The organism is Enterococcus sp. AZ179 (assembly GCF_050498885.1).
In the GTDB taxonomy this organism is placed as follows: Bacteria; Bacillota; Bacilli; order Lactobacillales; family Enterococcaceae; genus Enterococcus_D; species Enterococcus_D entomosocium.
The window spans coordinates 957,345-975,420 of the sequence record NZ_JBMHEO010000001.1 but is presented as its reverse complement, the minus strand read 5'-3'; the positions used below and the strand labels follow the sequence as shown (position 1 = coordinate 975,420).

21 protein-coding genes, 1 tRNA gene and 1 other annotated feature are annotated in these 18,076 nt (G+C 40.6%); of the genes, 11 read left to right on the top strand and 11 right to left on the bottom strand.

Annotated elements, in window-relative coordinates:
- Positions 1–58 precede the first annotated feature (58 nt).
- On the top strand, positions 59–688 hold the full coding sequence (upp, locus tag IGI88_RS04615; protein ID WP_005227894.1) for a uracil phosphoribosyltransferase: 630 nt from the start codon (positions 59–61) through the stop codon (positions 686–688).
- A gap of 178 nt (positions 689–866) precedes the next feature.
- Here the strand turns inward: upp and IGI88_RS04610 are convergent, their stop codons facing one another.
- Positions 867–1,103, bottom strand: a complete 237-nt coding sequence (locus IGI88_RS04610; protein ID WP_005227896.1) for a hypothetical protein — start codon at positions 1,101–1,103, stop codon at positions 867–869.
- 126 nt (positions 1,104–1,229) lie between these two features.
- Between IGI88_RS04610 and IGI88_RS04605 the strand changes: the two genes are divergently transcribed.
- A tRNA-Thr gene (locus tag IGI88_RS04605) sits at positions 1,230–1,302 on the top strand.
- Positions 1,303–1,404: 102 nt separating this feature from the next.
- On the opposite strand, the gene IGI88_RS04600 is transcribed toward IGI88_RS04605, so the two are convergent.
- From IGI88_RS04600 to IGI88_RS04570, 7 genes are read right to left on the bottom strand one after another with little or no spacing between them, the layout of a single operon-like run.
- Positions 1,405–1,920: a YjbQ family protein gene (locus tag IGI88_RS04600; protein WP_005227898.1), complete on the bottom strand. Its 516-nt coding sequence runs from the start codon at positions 1,918–1,920 to the stop codon at positions 1,405–1,407.
- Positions 1,921–1,924: 4 nt separating this feature from the next.
- Positions 1,925–2,617, bottom strand: coding sequence for a triose-phosphate isomerase (locus IGI88_RS04595; protein WP_086298299.1), 693 nt, complete (start codon positions 2,615–2,617; stop codon positions 1,925–1,927).
- On the bottom strand, positions 2,614–3,465 hold the full coding sequence (locus IGI88_RS04590; protein ID WP_016621926.1) for a class II fructose-bisphosphate aldolase: 852 nt from the start codon (positions 3,463–3,465) through the stop codon (positions 2,614–2,616). Before IGI88_RS04590 ends, IGI88_RS04595 begins: the two co-directional genes overlap by 4 nt.
- 12 nt (positions 3,466–3,477) lie before the next feature.
- Positions 3,478–3,762, bottom strand: coding sequence for a PTS sugar transporter subunit IIB (locus tag IGI88_RS04585; RefSeq protein ID WP_008379369.1), 285 nt, complete (start codon positions 3,760–3,762; stop codon positions 3,478–3,480).
- Between the two features lie 15 nt (positions 3,763–3,777).
- Positions 3,778–5,115: a PTS galactitol transporter subunit IIC gene (locus IGI88_RS04580; protein ID WP_005233598.1), complete on the bottom strand. Its 1,338-nt coding sequence runs from the start codon at positions 5,113–5,115 to the stop codon at positions 3,778–3,780.
- Positions 5,116–5,130: 15 nt separating this feature from the next.
- The gene (locus IGI88_RS04575; protein ID WP_008379372.1) at positions 5,131–5,586 is read right to left on the bottom strand and encodes a PTS sugar transporter subunit IIA; all 456 of its coding nucleotides are present in this window, start codon (positions 5,584–5,586) and stop codon (positions 5,131–5,133) included.
- Between the two features lie 2 nt (positions 5,587–5,588).
- Positions 5,589–7,532, bottom strand: a complete 1,944-nt coding sequence (locus IGI88_RS04570) for a BglG family transcription antiterminator (RefSeq protein ID WP_016612940.1) — start codon at positions 7,530–7,532, stop codon at positions 5,589–5,591.
- Between the two features lie 555 nt (positions 7,533–8,087).
- Here IGI88_RS04570 and IGI88_RS04565 point away from each other — a divergent pair.
- The 6 genes from IGI88_RS04565 to IGI88_RS04540 all read left to right on the top strand — a co-directional run bounded on the left by IGI88_RS04565 (position 8,088) and on the right by IGI88_RS04540 (position 12,990).
- Positions 8,088–9,272 (top strand): FtsW/RodA/SpoVE family cell cycle protein, encoded by a 1,185-nt coding sequence (locus IGI88_RS04565; RefSeq protein ID WP_034872154.1) that lies wholly within the window; start codon positions 8,088–8,090, stop codon positions 9,270–9,272.
- Between the two features lie 9 nt (positions 9,273–9,281).
- On the top strand, positions 9,282–9,659 hold the full coding sequence (locus IGI88_RS04560; RefSeq protein WP_005233612.1) for an arsenate reductase family protein: 378 nt from the start codon (positions 9,282–9,284) through the stop codon (positions 9,657–9,659).
- A complete protein-coding gene (locus IGI88_RS04555; protein ID WP_010749086.1) occupies positions 9,641–9,979 on the top strand; it encodes a glycine cleavage system protein H in 339 nt (112 codons plus the stop codon). The genes IGI88_RS04560 and IGI88_RS04555 overlap by 19 nt, the downstream gene beginning before the upstream one ends.
- Before the next feature lie 77 nt (positions 9,980–10,056).
- Positions 10,057–10,306: a binding site (T-box leader), on the top strand.
- Between the two features lie 71 nt (positions 10,307–10,377).
- The gene (locus IGI88_RS04550; protein ID WP_008379383.1) at positions 10,378–11,412 is read left to right on the top strand and encodes a methionine ABC transporter ATP-binding protein; all 1,035 of its coding nucleotides are present in this window, start codon (positions 10,378–10,380) and stop codon (positions 11,410–11,412) included.
- A complete protein-coding gene (locus tag IGI88_RS04545) occupies positions 11,405–12,091 on the top strand; it encodes a methionine ABC transporter permease (protein ID WP_005233617.1) in 687 nt (228 codons plus the stop codon). The genes IGI88_RS04550 and IGI88_RS04545 overlap by 8 nt, the downstream gene beginning before the upstream one ends.
- Positions 12,092–12,135: 44 nt before the next feature.
- A complete protein-coding gene (locus IGI88_RS04540; protein WP_010749087.1) occupies positions 12,136–12,990 on the top strand; it encodes a MetQ/NlpA family ABC transporter substrate-binding protein in 855 nt (284 codons plus the stop codon).
- Between the two features lie 207 nt (positions 12,991–13,197).
- On the opposite strand, the gene IGI88_RS04535 is transcribed toward IGI88_RS04540, so the two are convergent.
- From IGI88_RS04535 to IGI88_RS04525, 3 genes are all read right to left on the bottom strand, one after another.
- The gene (locus tag IGI88_RS04535) at positions 13,198–14,082 is read right to left on the bottom strand and encodes a helix-turn-helix domain-containing protein (protein WP_429960253.1); all 885 of its coding nucleotides are present in this window, start codon (positions 14,080–14,082) and stop codon (positions 13,198–13,200) included.
- A gap of 246 nt (positions 14,083–14,328) precedes the next feature.
- Entirely contained in the window at positions 14,329–14,646 is a 318-nt protein-coding gene (locus IGI88_RS04530) for a DUF960 domain-containing protein (RefSeq protein ID WP_005233624.1), read from the bottom strand.
- 318 nt (positions 14,647–14,964) lie between these two features.
- Positions 14,965–15,579: a 50S ribosomal protein L25/general stress protein Ctc gene (locus IGI88_RS04525; RefSeq protein ID WP_005227923.1), complete on the bottom strand. Its 615-nt coding sequence runs from the start codon at positions 15,577–15,579 to the stop codon at positions 14,965–14,967.
- 300 nt (positions 15,580–15,879) lie between these two features.
- On the opposite strand from IGI88_RS04525, the gene IGI88_RS04520 reads away from it, so the two are divergent.
- The 3 genes from IGI88_RS04520 (at position 15,880) to udk (ending at position 18,001) form a co-directional block, all read left to right on the top strand.
- A complete protein-coding gene (locus tag IGI88_RS04520; protein ID WP_429960252.1) occupies positions 15,880–16,596 on the top strand; it encodes a pseudouridine synthase in 717 nt (238 codons plus the stop codon).
- A gap of 14 nt (positions 16,597–16,610) precedes the next feature.
- Positions 16,611–17,294, top strand: coding sequence for a YjjG family noncanonical pyrimidine nucleotidase (locus tag IGI88_RS04515; RefSeq protein WP_016612934.1), 684 nt, complete (start codon positions 16,611–16,613; stop codon positions 17,292–17,294).
- 83 nt (positions 17,295–17,377) lie between these two features.
- On the top strand, positions 17,378–18,001 hold the full coding sequence (gene udk, locus IGI88_RS04510) for a uridine kinase (protein ID WP_005227927.1): 624 nt from the start codon (positions 17,378–17,380) through the stop codon (positions 17,999–18,001).
- Positions 18,002–18,076 lie beyond the last annotated feature (75 nt).

Here is an 18,076-nt window from a genome sequence, read left to right as displayed (position 1 = left end):
TTGTAACAAGAGCCGATTTGCTTTAAAATAAGAGAAAAACCAAAGGAGATTTTTTTAAATGGGTAAATTTCAAGTAATCGATCACCCGCTGATCCAACACAAATTAACAATGATCCGCGACAAGAACTGTGGAACAAAGGTTTTCCGTGAAGTTGTTAATGAAATCGCAATGTTGATGGCGTATGAAGTGTCTCGCGACATGCCGCTTGAAGATCTAGTGATTGAAACACCAATTGAAGAATCAACACAAAAAACACTATCTGGTAAAAAGGTAGCGATCATTCCGATCCTGCGCGCAGGTCTAGGCATGGTTGATGGTATCCTTGAATTGATCCCAGCCGCAAAAGTTGGTCATATCGGGATGTACCGTGATGAAGAAACGCTAGAACCACACGAATACTTCGTAAAATTACCTGAAGATATCGATGAACGTCAATTATTTATCGTTGACCCAATGTTAGCTACGGGCGGTTCAGCGATCATGGCGATCGACGCACTGAAAAAACGCGGCGCTTCAAACATGAAATTCGTCTGCTTAGTTGCTGCACCAGAAGGCGTGAAAGCATTGCAAGATGCCCATCCAGATGTTGATATCTACACTGCAAATCTTGATGAACGCCTAAATGAACACGGCTATATCGTTCCTGGTTTGGGCGATGCCGGTGACCGTCTATTCGGTACAAAATAAATCAATACAAATAAGACAAAGGCAACTGCTTCAAGTTTTGCCTCGTCAATGATGCCATGGAAGAAGATCGACTGCCAAAACGGTTCGATCGGTTATCCATGGCTTTTTTTAGCTTTTCATAAAATCAGACAATGAAAAAAGGAGAAAATCAACTGATTTTCTCCTTGCATTAAACGGGTTATAGTTTGGTTAATTGTTTGTAATTGATGATCAATACACCATTACTTTGCGAAACTAATTTCTGGTTTTCTGGGGTTTCGTTCAGCTCGACCACCGCAGAGTTTTTCAACTGCTTTGTGATGGTACCAGTTTGTTTCTTCCCATGGAACGTGAACATGACAGGAGTAGCGACCTCAAACGTTGAACCTTCTTGTGACGGGACAATTGTTGTTTCGAATTTACCAAATGTTGCCATGTAAAAACCTCCTTGATACTTCTATTATATCACAATTTTCGGAAAATTTCAGTAAGTAGATTTTTTTCAGCAGACCTCTTTACAAAACAACCGTTTTTGCATATAATTTTCTTTGTGCCATACAACGCCAGCTTAGCTCAGTTGGTAGAGCAACGCACTCGTAACGCGTAGGTCACAGGTTCGAATCCTGCAGCTGGCATAAGAAATGAAAAACCATGAATCCTCTTTTAGAGGATTCATGGTTTTTCTTTTGCAGGTGATAAGTAATCTCAATTTTTCCTGATTTACCCGATAACTGTTCTTATTCGCCCATTAGCATTACATGGCATGTCCTATTTCGCACACGATTTTGATCGAAATCAACAAAATAGATATAGCCTACAGAGCCGATCTCTAGCTTGCCGTTACTTAAAATAAAACTTTCGCTTGCACCGAAAAAACTCGAGCGAATATGGGCATCGCCGTTTAAAATCGTTGCTGGATCTGTTGGGTAGTTTGGATCGTCCAGACTCATCAAAAATTCTAAATGCTTTGGTCCAGGATAACGATAATCGGTATTTTCTGATAGTTCACGAGGAATAATTTTATCGAGAATTCGGTTTAAATCAACTTGAAGAAATTCATCTCCGTTAAAGTCTGTATCATGCATGTATTCTTCAAAGATAACAGAACAGGTCGTATGGGGAGACTGTACGAGACAGATTCCATTTGAAATTCCGCTTTTTTCAACCATCGTTTTCACTTCTTCTGTGATGTTGTGGTAAGACACTCGATTCCCGTTAGAAGTTAACGTCAGTTGCTCTTTTAAAAATTTCACAGTGTTAATCCTCCTTTTTATGCTTCACCGCTTGTTTGATCATTTCTGTAAGGGTTTGAACGGGATCATCTGCTTGCACAATGCCGCTTGTCCCTCCGGTACCATCAGCACCTGACGACAAAGCTTTTTCAACATCGGCCGCACTAGATATACCAGCAGCCTGCAAAATCAGGATTTCTGGATCAATTTCCCGAACAACACGATTTGTTTCCGTCATGTATTGAAGATCACTGGTTTGTCCTGTCCCAATTAGTTCGGTTGGCTCGCAAACCATCACATCCGGTTTCAGGGAAGCCGCGGCTCTCGCTTCAGTCAATGAATTCGCACACACAATTGTTAAGAGACCCAATTCATTTGAGCGCTGAATCGCTTTAGTCAGTTCTTGCAATGTCATGGGGTGTTCAGCATGGTTTAAAAAGGTAGCTTCAGCTCCGGCTTCTGCCACTGCTTCGGGTAAAACATAGCCCATTCCACGACCAATTTCGATTCCGTCTAAATGTTGGACAGTGACGAATAAATGTGTTGTTGCCTGTTTAATTAAAGAAACGTCTGCATGCTGAACAGTAAATAGAATGTCGATGTCATACAAAGATGACAACTCATCAGCAACTTTTGCCAATGCCAATGCTTGGTTTCCATAAAGATAGGCTTTGGGATTGACGACAAAGAATGGCGTTCTTAAGGTTCTTTTTTTCATTTGTTTTCTCCTTCACGATAAGGTTTGGTATGAAAGACTGTAAAATAGTGCTCGAGTGTTTTGGCCATTCCATTGCTTGCTGAGTGAAGTAAATCGAAATAGTCATTTGGTTGATTTTTGTTAATTTCATTCATAGCAGCAGTGACAAAGTCAGTAAAAATGTTTATTTTACGGATACCTTCTAAGGCACATTTTTCAAGGTTTTCATCGCCAGAAGAGGACCCACCATGCAGAACAAGAGGAATACTGACGGCAAGGTGTATTTCCTTTAAAACGTCAAAATTTATTTTGGGAATCCCTTGATAATGTCCGTGAGAGGTGCCAATAGAAACTGCCAACGAATCAACCCCGGTTAATTTGGCAAATGCAACAGCCTCAGAAGGTTCTGTGTAAATAGATTGACTATTTCCGGCTGATTCCAGACTGTTTTCCGACCCGACGTGCCCGATTTCGGCTTCAACAACGACACCATTTTTATGAGCGTAATCGGCGATCTCCTTTGATCGGCGGACATTTTCTTCAAATGGCTCCTCAGAAGCATCGATCATTACGGAAGTAAAACCTAAATGAATGGCTTTTTTGATGACCTCTTCATCGGTACCATGATCTAGGTGCAGAGCGATAGGTGCAGTGCTTTTCTTTGCCAAAAATTTTCCAATCATGGCAGCCTCTTCTAAAGTCAACATGTTCATATGGGACTGAGCGAAGGCCAATATCAAAGGCTTGTTTAAACGTTCAGCAGTCTCCGCGTATGTTCTTGCACTAGTTAAGTCGAAAAAATTTGCTGCAGGTAATGCATAGTTGTGTTTTTCTGCATGTGCGAATAGTTCTTTTGTTGTGACCAACATAGGGCATTCTCCTTATTCTTTGATTTTCTTTTCGATTTCCGCGTACATTTCTTCTGTACCAATTCCTGTTAAGAGTGGCAGCCCCATAATTACGCGATCTTTGATTGAGTCTGGAACAACCGTTGTACTCACCACGATGTCATAGTCATCAATTTTATTCATCTCATCTGCCACTTTGGATTGATACAGTTTCACTTGATCAGTCATCCCTTTTTCTTTCAGCCATTCTTTTACCTTATTTGTTACAATTGTTGAAGTTGCAACACCTGTGCCGCACATAATCAATAGTTTTTTCATTATCATTTCCTCCTATTATTTTGATAGTTGTTTCTTGGGACGAATTTTATTTACATAAATCAATCCAAACAAAACAGAGACACCAATTATGGCTAAACCGCCCCAGCTTAATATTTTGGTTAAGCCGACATAAAGGAATGTGGTCCATAAACCACCTTCAGCCATAGCAGTGATCATAGAGTTTCCTTGTAGATCAAAGTTTGCGGATCGAGCAGCAGTAGTGACAAGCGGTGCTGCCCACGAAGTAATATAGAGAATGCTTACCATATAAATCGTTCCAGCAATTACCGTTCGAATGATGTTTCCTCCAAAAACAGCAGCCATCAAGCAAATCAGAAAGGGAATGGTTGCTAAATCACCAAAAGGCAAGGTCGTATTGCCAGGTAGAACTACGGCTAACAAAATAGTGATCGGAACTAGCAGCAATGAGGAAGAAAGGACAGCTGGATGACCAACCGATAATGCTGCATCCATACCGATGTAAAGCTCTCTTCCAGGAAACCGTTTTTTGACGAATTCATTTGCAGATTCAGAAATAGGTGTTAGTCCTTCCATCAGTAAAGCAACCATTTTAGGCATCAAAACCATCACAGCGCCTGTTTGGACGGCTAATTGGCCGACACCTGCTGTGTCATATCCGGCAAGTATTCCCATGATGAGACCAATCAAAAAGCCCATAACAGTAGAGTCACCAAAGACACCAAATTTTTTCTGAATGGTTTCTGGATCTGCTTTCCAATCTTTTAGTCCCGGAATACGATCAAAGAGCCAATTCATCGGTAGTGCAAAGATGAATCCGGGTGCGGCGGTACCATGAGGAAAAGTGATATTAGGAAATCCGTAGAACTTATTAATGATCGGACCTAAAATATCTCCCATTAAAAGAATCATCATCAAATAGATGACGGTGGCCGCGATCCCCATTGCAAAGTCTCCAGTGAGGGCATAAATCAGAGAAGAGATGAAGGCTGCGTGCCAAATATTCCAAATATCTACATTCAATACTTTAGTCAGCCCTAAAATGATGAGTAGAACATTTAGGACCACACCAATCGGAATCGCAAGACTTCCTAAAATCGTCCCATAAGAAATTGCCGCTGCGGCAGGCCATCCGACATCAATCGTTGTCAAATTTAATCCTAGACGTTCAACCATATGCTGGGCGGCAGGACCCAAGCTGCTGCTTAGAAGGTCAATCACCAAATTCAATCCAACAAACCCGACACCAACAGTTAAGGCTGAAGTAAAGGCTTTGCCAGGCTTGGTCCCCAAAATTATTCCAAAAATAAAAATTAAAATAGGCAAAACAACGATTGAACCTAGATCAACGAACCACTGTAATGCATTTAACATAATTGTTCCTCCTTTTTATTGCAGTCCATTTTTTTCAATAATCGAAAGATACGCTTCTTTAGTCGTTACTGCGGATAGGGCTTCCAAAACACCTGGTGTTTGAAACATAGAGATAAGATTTTGTAGCATACCCAATTGCTCATGTGGTTCCTTCAATGCAAGCATGAACAACAGAGATACATCGATTTTCTTTTCTTGCGAACCCATTTCAATAAATGAAAGGGGAGAGGCAAGTGACATAAAAGCGACTTGGGATCGTAAAACAAATTTGCTGTCCGTATGTGGGATCGCTACCCCAATGCCGTTAATTTTTAAACCTGTAGGAAAGGTTTCTTCTCGCTGTACGATATTTTGATAGAACTGATCATTTACACAATGAGTTTTGATGAGTTCGTCTGCTAATAGTCGAAAAGCTTCCTCTTTTGTTTTAAAATCTTTTTCAAGTAACACGATTTGGTGATCAAAAAACATGATCAATTTCCTCCTCTTAACAATCTTTGATACAGTTCTTCTTGCGTTTGACTATTAACGATCCATTGAATTTCTTCGGCTGAGTTAAACAATCCGTAAATCGAAGCGATCAACTCTTTTGCCTCGATCATGTTTTCTTCAGCAATCGCAAGCAAAACAATCAGTTGGATTTTTGTGTCTCCCCAAGTAATTGGCGCATCGAGGGTGAGAAAAGCAAGTTTTGTTTCTTTCACTGTATATGGATCAGCATGTGGAATGGCTACTCCTGTCTTTAAGCCCGTGCTTCCTAGTTCCTCTCGTTCAAATAGAGAATGCTTAAATTTCGTTGTAACAAGCTTTTTTTTCAGATAATCATCTGCTAAAAAATCCAGTACATCTTTTTTTGTTCGAAACTTTTTTTTGACAAAAAGGAAAGTAGGATCTAAATATTTTTGTAATAAAGTCGTTTTCTGGTATTTTTTTGAGTAAAAATTTTTCTCATTCTCATTAAGATTAGATATCTTTGCTGAGATTCTTCCTATTTCTTCGGTAGTAGGAAGCGGCGAAATATAAATAACTGGTAGTGCTGTAATGTCCAATGGAATAGTTGATATAATCAAATCAACAGTCTCAAGAGATGTACTGACCAGTTTACTCAAAGGAATGATCTCCAGTACGGTATCAGCAGCGATCGTCTGTTTGATACGGTTAAAAATCAACTCCGATGTAGCAAAACCAGATTGGCAAACAATTAGTATATGGTTAGTAATTTTTATCTTTTCAAAGGCTAGCTGAAAATGGATCGTCAGAAAAGAAACTTCGTCTTCTGTTAATAAGATTTGAAATCGCTCCTCTAAATCTCCAATTGCATATTTGGTCAATGTATACATTGTTGAGTATTGTTTTTTGATACTTTTTATCAGTGGGTTTTTCAATAAAATTCCTGTCTTTGATCGATGGATCATGGGAACGATATGAGCCAATAATGTTTGCAGCAATAATTTATCTTGTGTCAGATCTGCGTTTAACATATGTGACATTTTTTGAATAATTTGTTTCGTACAATTTGTGATAGTAGATTCGTGAGGCTCATCCATTTGACCAAAAGGTTCGATGCCGTGTGCTAATAACAAGGAACATACATATTGAATATCTGTATCACTAAATTGAACAGGTAGTTGCTGTTGGATCATTTCAGAAAAATCAACCGCGATCATATAGAATTTCATTCGTCTAAGTTCGTCAAATACTAGATGCTCTTGTTTTTCAATGTGTTTATCTATAAGAAGTCTTGAAAGAAAAATTCGCAATGAAAGCTTCAAGGATTCAATAGAATAATTATTGACTGGATGGCCGATTGTTTGAGTCATGTCTGAGACAAATTTCTTCGTTAAATCGAGAACCTTAGAGTCAAAGAGATTGTTGACCAAAAGATTTTCACTGGCTTTGGCGTCGGTATACTTCTCTAAAAAAGATTTGAATACGTTTTGAGCAGCAGATTCAACTGAGGTTAGCTTGAGTCCGCTAGTAGTCATTTTTGTTGATACTTGATGGAATCGACAGAAAGCAACGATTTCATCAACATCTTTCTTTATTGACTGGTTGCTAATATAAAAATATTCAGAGAATTCCTGATAATGCATTGGTTTTACTGAAAACAGATAGTTAGCGAAAATAAAGATTTTACGATAATTAGGTGAAAATAGTTCGAGTTTAGTCTCTTTTTTTGCTAACAATCGATAACCATTCTGTTTTGCTGATTCAGAACCAGATAAAAAGATTCCTTTTCTTGGTACTTTTTTGATAGCTAGTCCCGAATCTTTTAGTTTCTTTTCTAAAGTCGTTAAATTGTTATAAACCGTTTTTTGGGATACATTTAACTGCTTTTGAAAAAAAGAGGCAGGGCGAAACTCCGTTTGTTCTAATAGTAGTTGCAACAGTAGTTGTTCTCGATTATTTAAAATCATTGGTTCACCTCCGGAAGCGCTTCCTTAATTGTATTCTAGTGAAATTATGTGGTGGCGTAAATAACATTTCATTACCACATTAATGTGGTAAATAGGCTCGTCGTGCATCAATTTATATTCTGAGCAACTTAAGGGAAGTAGTCACAGGTTGCTATTTCTTTGAAACGAAAATAAGGTGGCAATTTTTGACTGATTTAAAGTTGCTTTGTTCGGTTACATTGAGTAAAGAATAATTAAAATAAAGAAGAATACTTAGAATAAGATATTTTATTAAGTAAGGAGAATAGACGAATTCAGCGAGTTTTCATTGAAAAGTATGTCGCTGAACTTCCTATCTAGTACATATACGATCGTTTTACTCTGATTGATCAGATATGCATCAGAATATAGCCCTTCTTTCATTGTAATTCTAAACAATTTCGGATTGTTTTTAACCCTCTTTTCCCGAAAATCATTAAAGTTTCTAAATTTTTTGTGAATGCTCGTGGACAATCCTTTCTTTTCTCCTCAAATATCACTATAATGGATAAAGATTCTACAGAAGAGAGTGTGGACATGGAAAATTCACGAATAAAAACGAACGATAATCGAATTGATTACGGTGTGATTCTACCCGTATTTTTATTATGTCTGATTGGTGTGGCGTCCTTGTATGTGGCGTTGACCCACGATCCAAATAACCCGAATATGTTGCGAACGTTAGGGTTTCAAGCTTTATGGTATGTGCTAGGTATTATTGCGGTGATTATTATCATGCAGATCAAATCAAAATGGCTTTGGAAATTGACTCCCTATATTTATGGAGCCGGATTAGCCGTCATGTTGGCGCTTTTGAAATTTTACGACCGGACAATGGCTGCCTCGACAGGGTCAAAAAACTGGTTCCGTTTTGGGGCCTTTACTCTCCAGCCGTCAGAGTTGATGAAGATCGCCTATATTATGATGTTGGCCTTAGTCGTCACACAGCACAATGTCAAGCATCGGGAACGAGATCTGAAAACAGATGGGTTGCTGATTGCGAAAATGTTGGCCGTCACGATTCCAGTACTGATCCTGATCACCTTGCAAAACGACTTTGGTACGATGTTGGTCTTTCTGGCGATTTTCGGTGGGGTCTTCTTGATGTCGGGGATCTCTTGGCGAATCGTTGTGCCAGTGATTGCGGCATTCGTGATTCTCGGCGGCGGAACGATTTTCTTAGTGACTACCGATGTTGGTCGTGAGTTGCTGTACAATACAGGGATCTTTAAAGAGTACCAGTTTGCCCGTATCGATTCGTGGCTAGATCCTTTTCATGATACCCAAGGGCAATCCTTCCAATTGGCGTACGCTCTGATGGCGATCGCCTCTGGCGGGATGTTCGGGAAAGGATTTAATGTCAGCGATGTGTATGTACCAGTCCGAGAATCTGATATGATTTTTTCGGTGATCGGTGAGAATTTTGGGTTTATTGGCAGCGCGTTTGTCATTTTATTGTATTTTATTTTGATCTATCGGATGATCCGCGTATGTTTCGATACCAACAATGAATTTTATGCTTACTTGGCAACTGGGATCATTATGATGATTCTCTTCCATGTGTTTGAAAACATTGGCGCAAACATCGGTCTCTTACCGTTGACGGGAATTCCACTGCCGTTTATTAGCCAAGGAGGATCTGCCCTATTAAGCAATATGATTGGGATCGGTTTGATTTTATCGATGCGCTATCAAGCTGAGACCGCACCAAAAACACTTTAAGGAGTTCACATGATTACATTTTATTGGTACCCAAAATGCAGTACATGCCGAAATGCGAAGCGTTGGTTAGAAGAGCACGAGATTCCCTTTGAAGCGATCGATATGGTGACCACACCGCCTCAACCGGAACAATTGCTGGCTTGGATTCAATCAAGCGAAGCACCGTTAACCCGTTTCTTTAACACAAGCGGCATGAAATACCGTGAATTGCAATTAAAAGAAAAAGTGCCGACCATGACTGCCCAAGACGCAGCCGATGTGCTGGCAACCGATGGTATGTTGATCAAGCGCCCACTACTCGTTAGCGGCGACCGCTTTTTGATTAATGGATTTAAAGAAAATGAATATGAAGGAGTCTTACTAGAATCATGGAAAAGAAATGCTTAAGAAAAAAAGATAATTTGTGGGTTTTGTTTAACGGGAAAGAATATTGTGTCGGTTTAACAAAAGAAGCGCAAGAAGAACTTGGTGCGGTCACGTTTGCTTCGATTCAAAAAGCAGGAACTGCTTTAAAACAAGGAGAGACCCTTGTTGAGCTGGAAGCGGAAAAAGCAGTCAGTGAATTTCCAAGTCCATTGACGGGTGTGATTTCTTCCGTAAATGAAAAAATCGATCAATCCATTGATACCTTAAATGATGAAGACGAAATGAATGCTTGGCTGGTCAGCTTCAAAGAGGTTGACCCAAGTCAATTTGAAGCTTTGTAAGTCAGATCTGTAAAAACGACTATTTTTTCAAAAAGAATTGACAGTCGGATAAGACGTTGCTATAATTTGCTCAATAAATGAATGCTTTGAAAAGAAGAGTACATGTTCTTAACGTACACAGAGAGCCCTGTTTGGTGCAAATGGGCAACGGAGAGAGGATGGAAGATGGTCTTTGAGCATGATAGGTGAGTGGAAACAAGCCTATCACGGGAGGCACCCGTTACAGTGCAGCAGTATGCGAAGCAATTCAAGTACTGAGCGAGGCTGTTGATGTGAATCGACAGTAAATCAAGGTGGTAACGCGGAAGTTGTGCTTTCGTCCTTTGTAACAGTATAATGTACAGAGGATGAAAGCTTTTTTTGTGTTTAACCAACCAAAGAGGAAAGATGGGAATAACATGGCATTAATCGAATTGTCGCATGTAAAAAAGTCATTCGGCAAAAAGCAAACGGCTGTCCACGCCGTCAATGATGTTTCACTGCAAGTGGAAAAAGGCGATATCTATGGAATCGTTGGCTACTCTGGTGCTGGGAAAAGTACATTAGTTCGTTTGTTGAACGGCTTAGAATTGCCGACAGCAGGAGATGTAGTCATTAACGGTCAAAATATTTTGGCATTGAAAAACAAAGAATTGAGAAACTTCCGTAAAAAAATCGGCATGATTTTTCAGCACTTTAATCTATTATGGTCTCGAACGGTGGCGGAGAACATCGAATTGCCATTGGAGTTGGCAGGCGTTGAAAAAGCAAAACGACGGCAACGGGCGCAAGAGCTGATCAAGTTAGTTGGGTTGGAAGGACGGGAAACTGCCTATCCGGCACAATTGTCTGGCGGACAAAAGCAAAGAGTCGGGATTGCTCGTGCATTAGCGAATGAACCAGAAATTTTGCTGTGTGATGAAGCAACGAGTGCGTTAGATCCACAAACAACAGAAGAAGTGTTGGATCTCTTGCTTTCCATCAATAAAAAATTGCATTTGACGATCGTGCTGATTACCCATGAAATGAACGTCATTCGCAAAATCTGCAACAAGGTCGCGGTGATGGAGCATGGGCAGATCGTGGAAGAAGGATCAGTACAATCGGTTTTCCGTAACCCACAGCAAGAAGTGACCAAACGTTTTGTTCAGCAAGATTTGGAACCAGAAGAAGATGTTGAAGAACTACGGCAAGCCTTCTTACGAGAAAATCCGCAAGGGCATTTAGTGACCTTGACCTTTACACAAGACAACGCCAATGAACCAGTCATTTCACAAGCGATCCGCCGCTTTCAGATCGATGTCAATGTCGTTTACGGAAAGATCCAACAAACCAATGAAGGATCCTTTGGCGGCTTGACGGTCTTATTGACAGGTGAAGCAAGTGAGGTCGAAAAAGCGATCGCCTTTTTCAAAGAGCAGCAAGTGGGCGTGGAGGTGATTGAGCGTGGATAAATCATTTGTAGAAACCTATTTTAATTTTGAAAAAGTCGACTGGACCAACATGCAGCAAGCAACTCTGGACACTTTGTTTATGACTTTTTTCTCAATGGTTTTAGTGGTTGTGATCGGTTTGCTTCTAGGATTGGCGCTTTATTCACTAGGGCGTAAACAAACGGCGGGAGCCAACATTTTCTATAATGTGGTTTCCATCATCAGTAACGCCTTTCGCTCAACGCCATTCATGATTTTGATGGTCTTGATCATTCCGTTTACAACATTATTAGTCGGTTCGTTCCTAGGGGCAAAAGCAGCGATCCCAGCATTAGTTTTATCGGCTGCGCCGTTTTATGCTCGGATGGTGGAAATTGCTTTTCGTGAAGTCAATCCTGGTGTGATTGAAGCCGCCGAAGCGATGGGCGCCAGTTACTGGGAGATCATTTATAAGATCGTGATTCCAGAAAGTGTTCCGGCATTGATTTCAGGACTGACGGTCACAACGATCTCAATGATTGGTTATACCGCCATGGCAGGTGCGATTGGTGCCGGTGGGCTAGGCGCTTTGGCTTGGCAAGAAGGATTTCAACGTGGAAATTACACTGTTACGCTTGTTGCAACAGTGATTATTTTAATTATCGTTTTCATTATCCAAGGGGTCGGCGATTTCCTTGCGAAGGCCACCGATAAACGGTAAATGAAACGAAGAACAAAAAGTGGAAAATATGGGAGGAAATGGATATGAAAAAGATTTTTGGTATTGCAACAACCTTATTGTTAACTGCCGCTTTAGCTGCTTGTGGAACAGGCTCAAATTCAGGAAGCTCTGATTCATCTGCGGCTGAGGGAGAATCAACAAAATTAGTGATCGGTGCATCGGTTACGCCTCATGCGGAAATTTTAGAACAAGCCAAACCTTTACTAGCAGAAGAAGGCATTGATCTTGAAATCAAAACCTTCGATGATTATGTGTTGCCAAACAAAGCATTGGAAAATGGCGATATCGATGCCAATTACTTCCAACACATTCCTTACTTAAACAAACAAATCGCAGACAATGGCTATGACTTTGTCAATGCTGGTGCGATTCATATCGAGCCAATGGGTCTTTACTCAAAACGAATCTCTGATATTTCAGAACTAGAAGATGGTGCAACGGTTCTTACTTCCACTTCTGAATCTGACTGGGGTCGTATCCTAACGATTTTACAAGATGCTGACTTGATCACCTTAAAAGACGGCGTTGATACAGAAACGGCAACCTTTGATGATATTGCTGAAAATCCGAAAAACTTAGAATTTAAACATGACGTCGATCCATCTCTTTTGGCGACTGCTTATCAAAACGACGAAGCAGACCTAATTGCCATCAATGCGAACTTCGCATTTGGGATCGATTTGAACCCAGCGGATGATTCTGTTTTATTAGAAGCGGATAATTCTCCTTATGTCAACGTGATTGCTGTCCGCAGTGGTGACGAAGATAGCGACAAAATCAAGAAATTGATCGAAGTGCTTCATTCAGACGAAATCAAAGACTTTGTTGAAGAACAATGGCAAGGTTCAGTGAAAATCGTTGATGCTGACGCAAAATAATTCACTGATAGTAAAATGATTTTAAAAAGAGCGTACCGCTATTCAAGTGGGCGCTCTTTTTGTTGCGGAAAGGCAATGATGGGTTGGAAGAAAGAGACGTCTTGCCAAATGCATTCATAGAGCAAGGGCAACTCGGGATGCTTCTTTAAAAGTTTTTCGTAGTGGGGAAGCTGTGTCAAGAAAACACGGACCAAGCATTGTGAACGTTCAGATAAGCGAGGATTTAATGGCGGATAGACAAATAAATTGCCCTCCAATAATGCCCCCAGCAGATGGGCTTGGAAAATTTTCGGCAAAAGAACCTCTAACGGCTGCTCGATTGGATACTGCCTCAAAAAAAACTGGGGTGATGATTTGGCATAAGAGGACAGATTCTTCTGCAGGTACATAGAAAGGCTCCAGTGTTAGAAGCTGTTTCCATAAAAACAAATAGCTGCGTTCACCGACTAAGTAGAAACTTGGAACAAAGTGTTTGGGAAAAACTTGTTGAGTAAACGTGATTGATGTGTTGGGATAAAAAGCAGTTTTCCGTAACTGATGGATTTGTGTCAGCTCCTGAAACGCTTGATTGGGGGAGATAAGCGCTGGGTTTGCTAAGAGGGTAAGGCGAAAAAGCACATAGCGCAGTTGTCGTTCGTTGCCAGTGATTAAAGGATAACTGCGGCGATCGATAGCTAGTTGATAAGGTGCTAAAAAGTTAGAAAAGGATGAAAAGCGCCGATGCAAACTGGATGGGCTGAGATAATAGCGTTTGTAGAGGTCTGCAAAGGAAATAGTCGGCATTTTTAACAAGAGCAAGAGTAGCTGATAATTTACACTTTTATTGAATAATGCAGCAATCATTTCCATATGGGGGAGGGAGCAACTGGCTGATTGCTGCAAATGACGGTCTGCACGAATGTGCCCTTGTTGTACATCATAGTGGAAGAATGGGTCCTCGTTTAAATAGCTTGACAGCAGCCGGCGGATCGTTTTGACAGAGATATTTTGGGCGGAAGCAGCTTTATTCAAAGGCAGGGGATTTTCGGTTAAAAGTGTTGTGGAGAGTCGCAGCATTTGCATAATATCTTTTTCAAGGATATTTTTCAACATCATGCACCTCTTTCAGCTAAATTTTGCAACTGTCCTTATTATAAGGGAACTTCATTCGTTATTTTCACTCGCAAAAAATAGTCAATAAAACGTAATAAAAAACGATGTTTTTGTCGAGTATTTATTTGAAATTGCTGCTAGACAGAATTAAATGAAAGGAGGTATGCAAAAAAAAACCGCCTTCTAAAATAAAAAGGGTGGTTTTTTATATAGGTGTCGTTATAAAAAGAGAATGGCGAATGGGCGTTAACGAGTCTCGCTAGGCAATAAAATCGTTTGCCGTTGCCCATCGTCATATACATAGACTTTTTGGGGATACAGGTCGGAATACCGGTACGGTAGATCAACACCAAGTTCGATTTGACTTTGGGCTTGAGAAAAAAGCAGGGTGACACGACCATGATTGTTTTGGACTTCAAAGGTGAGCAGATTTGTCAACGGAATAAACCCTTTTAAATCAAGATCAATGATTAACCATATACTATCGATCAGTTCGCTAGGTAGTGTTTGAACAATACCGCCAGAAGCGTAACGACTGCGGTGATCATCAAATGTTTCAAACATAATAAACCCCTCCTTCAAGTAGGCTTGCCATTAACATCAAATTTGTCTATTTATCATAATGAAGAACCGTCAAAAATGCAACTACTTCTGCTTTTCTTTTTGGTCAGCGACGCATTTTAACTATTTTCTTAAAAATTTGTTGGGTTGGCTGGACCAAGCTTTCCCAAAGACGTCTTTCAATGGGAAATAGTCAGTTGCAGCATACCAGCTCTTCGTAAGAATGAAAAGGACTCTTGAAGGGAAATCCCTTCAAGAGTCCTACATTTCTTAGAAGTGTCTGTTGATTGAAGACGTGGTCTTAAGAACGGTGTTCTATGATTACTCTTCGTCTTCACCGATAACTGCTGGTTCAGCAGCTTCGCCGGCTTCTTCATCTTCAGAGATTTCTTGTGGTTCAGTAACCGCAACGATTTGTTCTTCTGGATCGGTCACGATCGTGTACTCGTCGTTCTTAGGCAGATCAGCCACTGTTAATGAATCGCCGATCTCTAATGACGTCACATCGATCTCAACACGTTCAGGCAATTTGTCTGGTGTTGCTGATACAACGACTGTATACAAGTTTTGTGCTAGAACACCACCAGCTTTGACACCAGCAGATTCACCAATTAAGGTTACTTCTGCTTCTACTTCTGTTTCTTCATTCATATCGACAGATAGGAATTCAACGTGGGTTAAATTGCGTGTGAAGGTATCTGATTGATACTCTTTGATCAGTGTATTGACTTTTTTGCCTTCTAAACTGATCGTGATTACGGTATTCAATCCATTTTCACGCAAGATTTTTTCTAATTCTGCTGCATTGACAGCAATCGGTGTGCTTTCTACTTTGTACCCATTGACAATTGCAGGTACTTTTCCTTCGTGACGCAACTTGTTCCGTAAAGAACGTGGGCGAACTTCTCTTTTCGTAACTTCTAATGATACTGACATAACTCAATTCCTCCTAAAATTTTCTCGTTAGTAACGAGATTTTTTAAGCAAATTTTGTTAACTCTGCACATTAAGTGGTACGTGAGTGAAAACACGCAAAAGGGCAGTTGTGTACACAACTGCCCCAGAAAGTTTTGGTTCAACTTTTCTCCACCAGGTCATAACGCTGTGTATGAGAAACTATATTTACTTTACTCTTTAACCTTACGCAAAAAGACAAAGAAAGTCAAATCATTTGAAATCCTGGCAGTTTCCTTTCGCTAAATCCTAAGCTATAATAGCCACTATGGAGAAAAATTTATGCGTTTAGATAAAGTGATCGAGCAACAATTGAATACATCCCGGAAAGAGATGAAACGGTTGTTTCAGCAAGGAAAAGTCTTTGTGGATCATAGGATTGAGCGAAGGCCCGAGCGCAACGTCGATAGCAGCTTGCATCAAATCATGGTTGCGGGGCGGCAGTTGGAAACACAGGAACGCTATTATATCGTCAACAAGCCCAAGGGTGTCGTTACAGCCAATCTGGATCAACAGCACCAGACAGTGATCGCTTTGATTGCACCCGAAGATCAACATCCTGATCTTTATGCCGTCGGTCGATTGGATCGGGACACGGAAGGGTTGGTATTAGTTACGACGAATGGTCAGTTAGGCTATGACTTGCTGCATCCCACCAAAAAGGTGACCAAGCGATATGAAGTGGTGGTCAATGACTTGGTGACTCCTGAGGATGTGGCGGCATTTGCTGCAGGGATCACCTTTCATGGTGGTGTCACTTGCAAACCAGCTGCCCTAACGATCATCGATGCCCGAGCGGATCATTCCTTTGTTTCGTTAGAAATTGCTGAAGGCAAGTTCCATCAAGTGAAAAAGATGTTTTTATCCCGAGGGAAAAAAGTCATTCAGCTGAAACGAACAGCGATGGGTTCGCTGGTTCTACCAAATGATTTAGCAGTGGGCAGTTATCGCTCGCTGACGCAAGAAGAATTAAAAGGACTGGCGGCGCATTTCCGCTGAGAAAGAGGGAGAAAATGAAGTATAAAACATTATTATTTGATGTCGATGACACGATCCTCGACTTTCAAGATACCGAAGATCAAGCCTTAAAAGCACTGTTTGAAGCTCATGGCTTGGAAATGACTCCAGAGCGCAAACAAAGCTATCAAACGATCAATCATGATTTGTGGCAGCAGTTTGAGCAAGGGAAAATCACGAGAGACCAAGTCATCAATGAGCGTTTCGGCTTGTTTTTTGAAACGCAAGGCATTCAGGTCGATAGTCCAGCAGTTGAATTGGCGTACCGAGAATTTCTAAATGAAGGACATAAACTGTTAGACAACAGTGATGAGATCTTAGCGGAGTTGGCGCAGCATTTTGACCTATACGTGGTTACGAACGGGGTTTCTGAAACCCAGTACCGTCGCTTGGAAGATGCCAAATTGAAGCCCTATTTCCGTGATATTTTTGTTTCAGAAGACACGGGTTATCAAAAACCAATGAAAGAATATTTTGACTACGTGTTTGCCCGCATACCAAACGTTAAAAAACAAGAAACAGTCATTATTGGCGATTCACTGACTTCAGATATCTTAGGCGGACAATTGGCAGGGATCGACACGATTTGGTTTAATCCAAAGAAAAAAAACAGTGGTGAGATTCAGCCTACCTTTGAGATCGAACGCTTGCAGCAATTACTTCCTTTATTGCAGCACTGATTCTACAGAAACAGTAGTAATTTGCCGAATTTTCGCTATAATAGAACCAGTGTGAATTTTTTAAGATGAAAGAGGTTAATTGAATGACGAATGGCAAGCCCATTATTATTGGTGTGACAGGTGGATCAGGTAGTGGAAAAACAAGCGTGAGTCGGGCGATCTTTAATCATTTCCCCAACCATTCTATTATGATGCTTGAACAAGACTCCTACTATAAAGACCAAAGTGATCTGAGCTTTGAAGAACGGTTGAACACCAACTATGACCATCCTTTTGCATTTGATACTGATTTGTTGATCGATCACTTGCAGCAGCTGCTTGCATATCAAACGATCGAAAAACCTGTCTATGATTATGTCGCTCATACCCGCAGCGAAGCAACGATCATTCAAGAACCCAAAGAAGTCATTATCTTGGAAGGGATCTTGATTTTAGAAGATGAACGTTTGCGTAATTTAATGGATATTAAACTTTATGTTGATACAGATGATGATATTCGCATCATTCGCCGGATCAAACGTGATATGGAAGAGCGTGGCCGGACGTTGGATTCTGTGATCGAACAATACTTGACGGTCGTAAAACCGATGTATCATCAATTTATCGAACCGACAAAACGGTATGCTGATGTCATCGTACCAGAAGGCGGCGAAAACCACGTAGCCATTGATTTGATTACGACCAAAGTGGCAACCTTCTTATCCTAAGGTTTCTTGAATCCATCGATTTGAACGTTTCTTTTGAGAAGAAACAACTGGTTCATGTAAAACTGCTGATAAGTG

Bases quoted from the DNA above. Each gene is read 5' to 3' on its own strand.
- upp (WP_005227894.1), top strand. From the start codon at position 59: ATGGGTAAATTTCAAGTAATCGATCACCCGCTGATCCAACACAAATTA.
- IGI88_RS04610 (WP_005227896.1), bottom strand. From the start codon at position 1,103: ATGGCAACATTTGGTAAATTCGAAACAACAATTGTCCCGTCACAAGAA.
- IGI88_RS04595 (WP_086298299.1), bottom strand. From the start codon at position 2,617: ATGAAAAAAAGAACCTTAAGAACGCCATTCTTTGTCGTCAATCCCAAA.
- IGI88_RS04590 (WP_016621926.1), bottom strand. From the start codon at position 3,465: ATGTTGGTCACAACAAAAGAACTATTCGCACATGCAGAAAAACACAAC.
- IGI88_RS04585 (WP_008379369.1), bottom strand. From the start codon at position 3,762: ATGAAAAAACTATTGATTATGTGCGGCACAGGTGTTGCAACTTCAACA.
- IGI88_RS04580 (WP_005233598.1), bottom strand. From the start codon at position 5,115: ATGTTAAATGCATTACAGTGGTTCGTTGATCTAGGTTCAATCGTTGTT.
- IGI88_RS04575 (WP_008379372.1), bottom strand. From the start codon at position 5,586: ATGTTTTTTGATCACCAAATCGTGTTACTTGAAAAAGATTTTAAAACA.
- IGI88_RS04570 (WP_016612940.1), bottom strand. From the start codon at position 7,532: ATGATTTTAAATAATCGAGAACAACTACTGTTGCAACTACTATTAGAA.
- IGI88_RS04565 (WP_034872154.1), top strand. From the start codon at position 8,088: ATGGAAAATTCACGAATAAAAACGAACGATAATCGAATTGATTACGGT.
- IGI88_RS04560 (WP_005233612.1), top strand. From the start codon at position 9,282: ATGATTACATTTTATTGGTACCCAAAATGCAGTACATGCCGAAATGCG.
- IGI88_RS04555 (WP_010749086.1), top strand. From the start codon at position 9,641: ATGGAAAAGAAATGCTTAAGAAAAAAAGATAATTTGTGGGTTTTGTTT.
- IGI88_RS04550 (WP_008379383.1), top strand. From the start codon at position 10,378: ATGGCATTAATCGAATTGTCGCATGTAAAAAAGTCATTCGGCAAAAAG.
- IGI88_RS04540 (WP_010749087.1), top strand. From the start codon at position 12,136: ATGAAAAAGATTTTTGGTATTGCAACAACCTTATTGTTAACTGCCGCT.
- IGI88_RS04535 (WP_429960253.1), bottom strand. From the start codon at position 14,082: ATGTTGAAAAATATCCTTGAAAAAGATATTATGCAAATGCTGCGACTC.
- IGI88_RS04530 (WP_005233624.1), bottom strand. From the start codon at position 14,646: ATGTTTGAAACATTTGATGATCACCGCAGTCGTTACGCTTCTGGCGGT.
- IGI88_RS04525 (WP_005227923.1), bottom strand. From the start codon at position 15,579: ATGTCAGTATCATTAGAAGTTACGAAAAGAGAAGTTCGCCCACGTTCT.
- IGI88_RS04520 (WP_429960252.1), top strand. From the start codon at position 15,880: ATGCGTTTAGATAAAGTGATCGAGCAACAATTGAATACATCCCGGAAA.
- IGI88_RS04515 (WP_016612934.1), top strand. From the start codon at position 16,611: ATGAAGTATAAAACATTATTATTTGATGTCGATGACACGATCCTCGAC.
- udk (WP_005227927.1), top strand. From the start codon at position 17,378: ATGACGAATGGCAAGCCCATTATTATTGGTGTGACAGGTGGATCAGGT.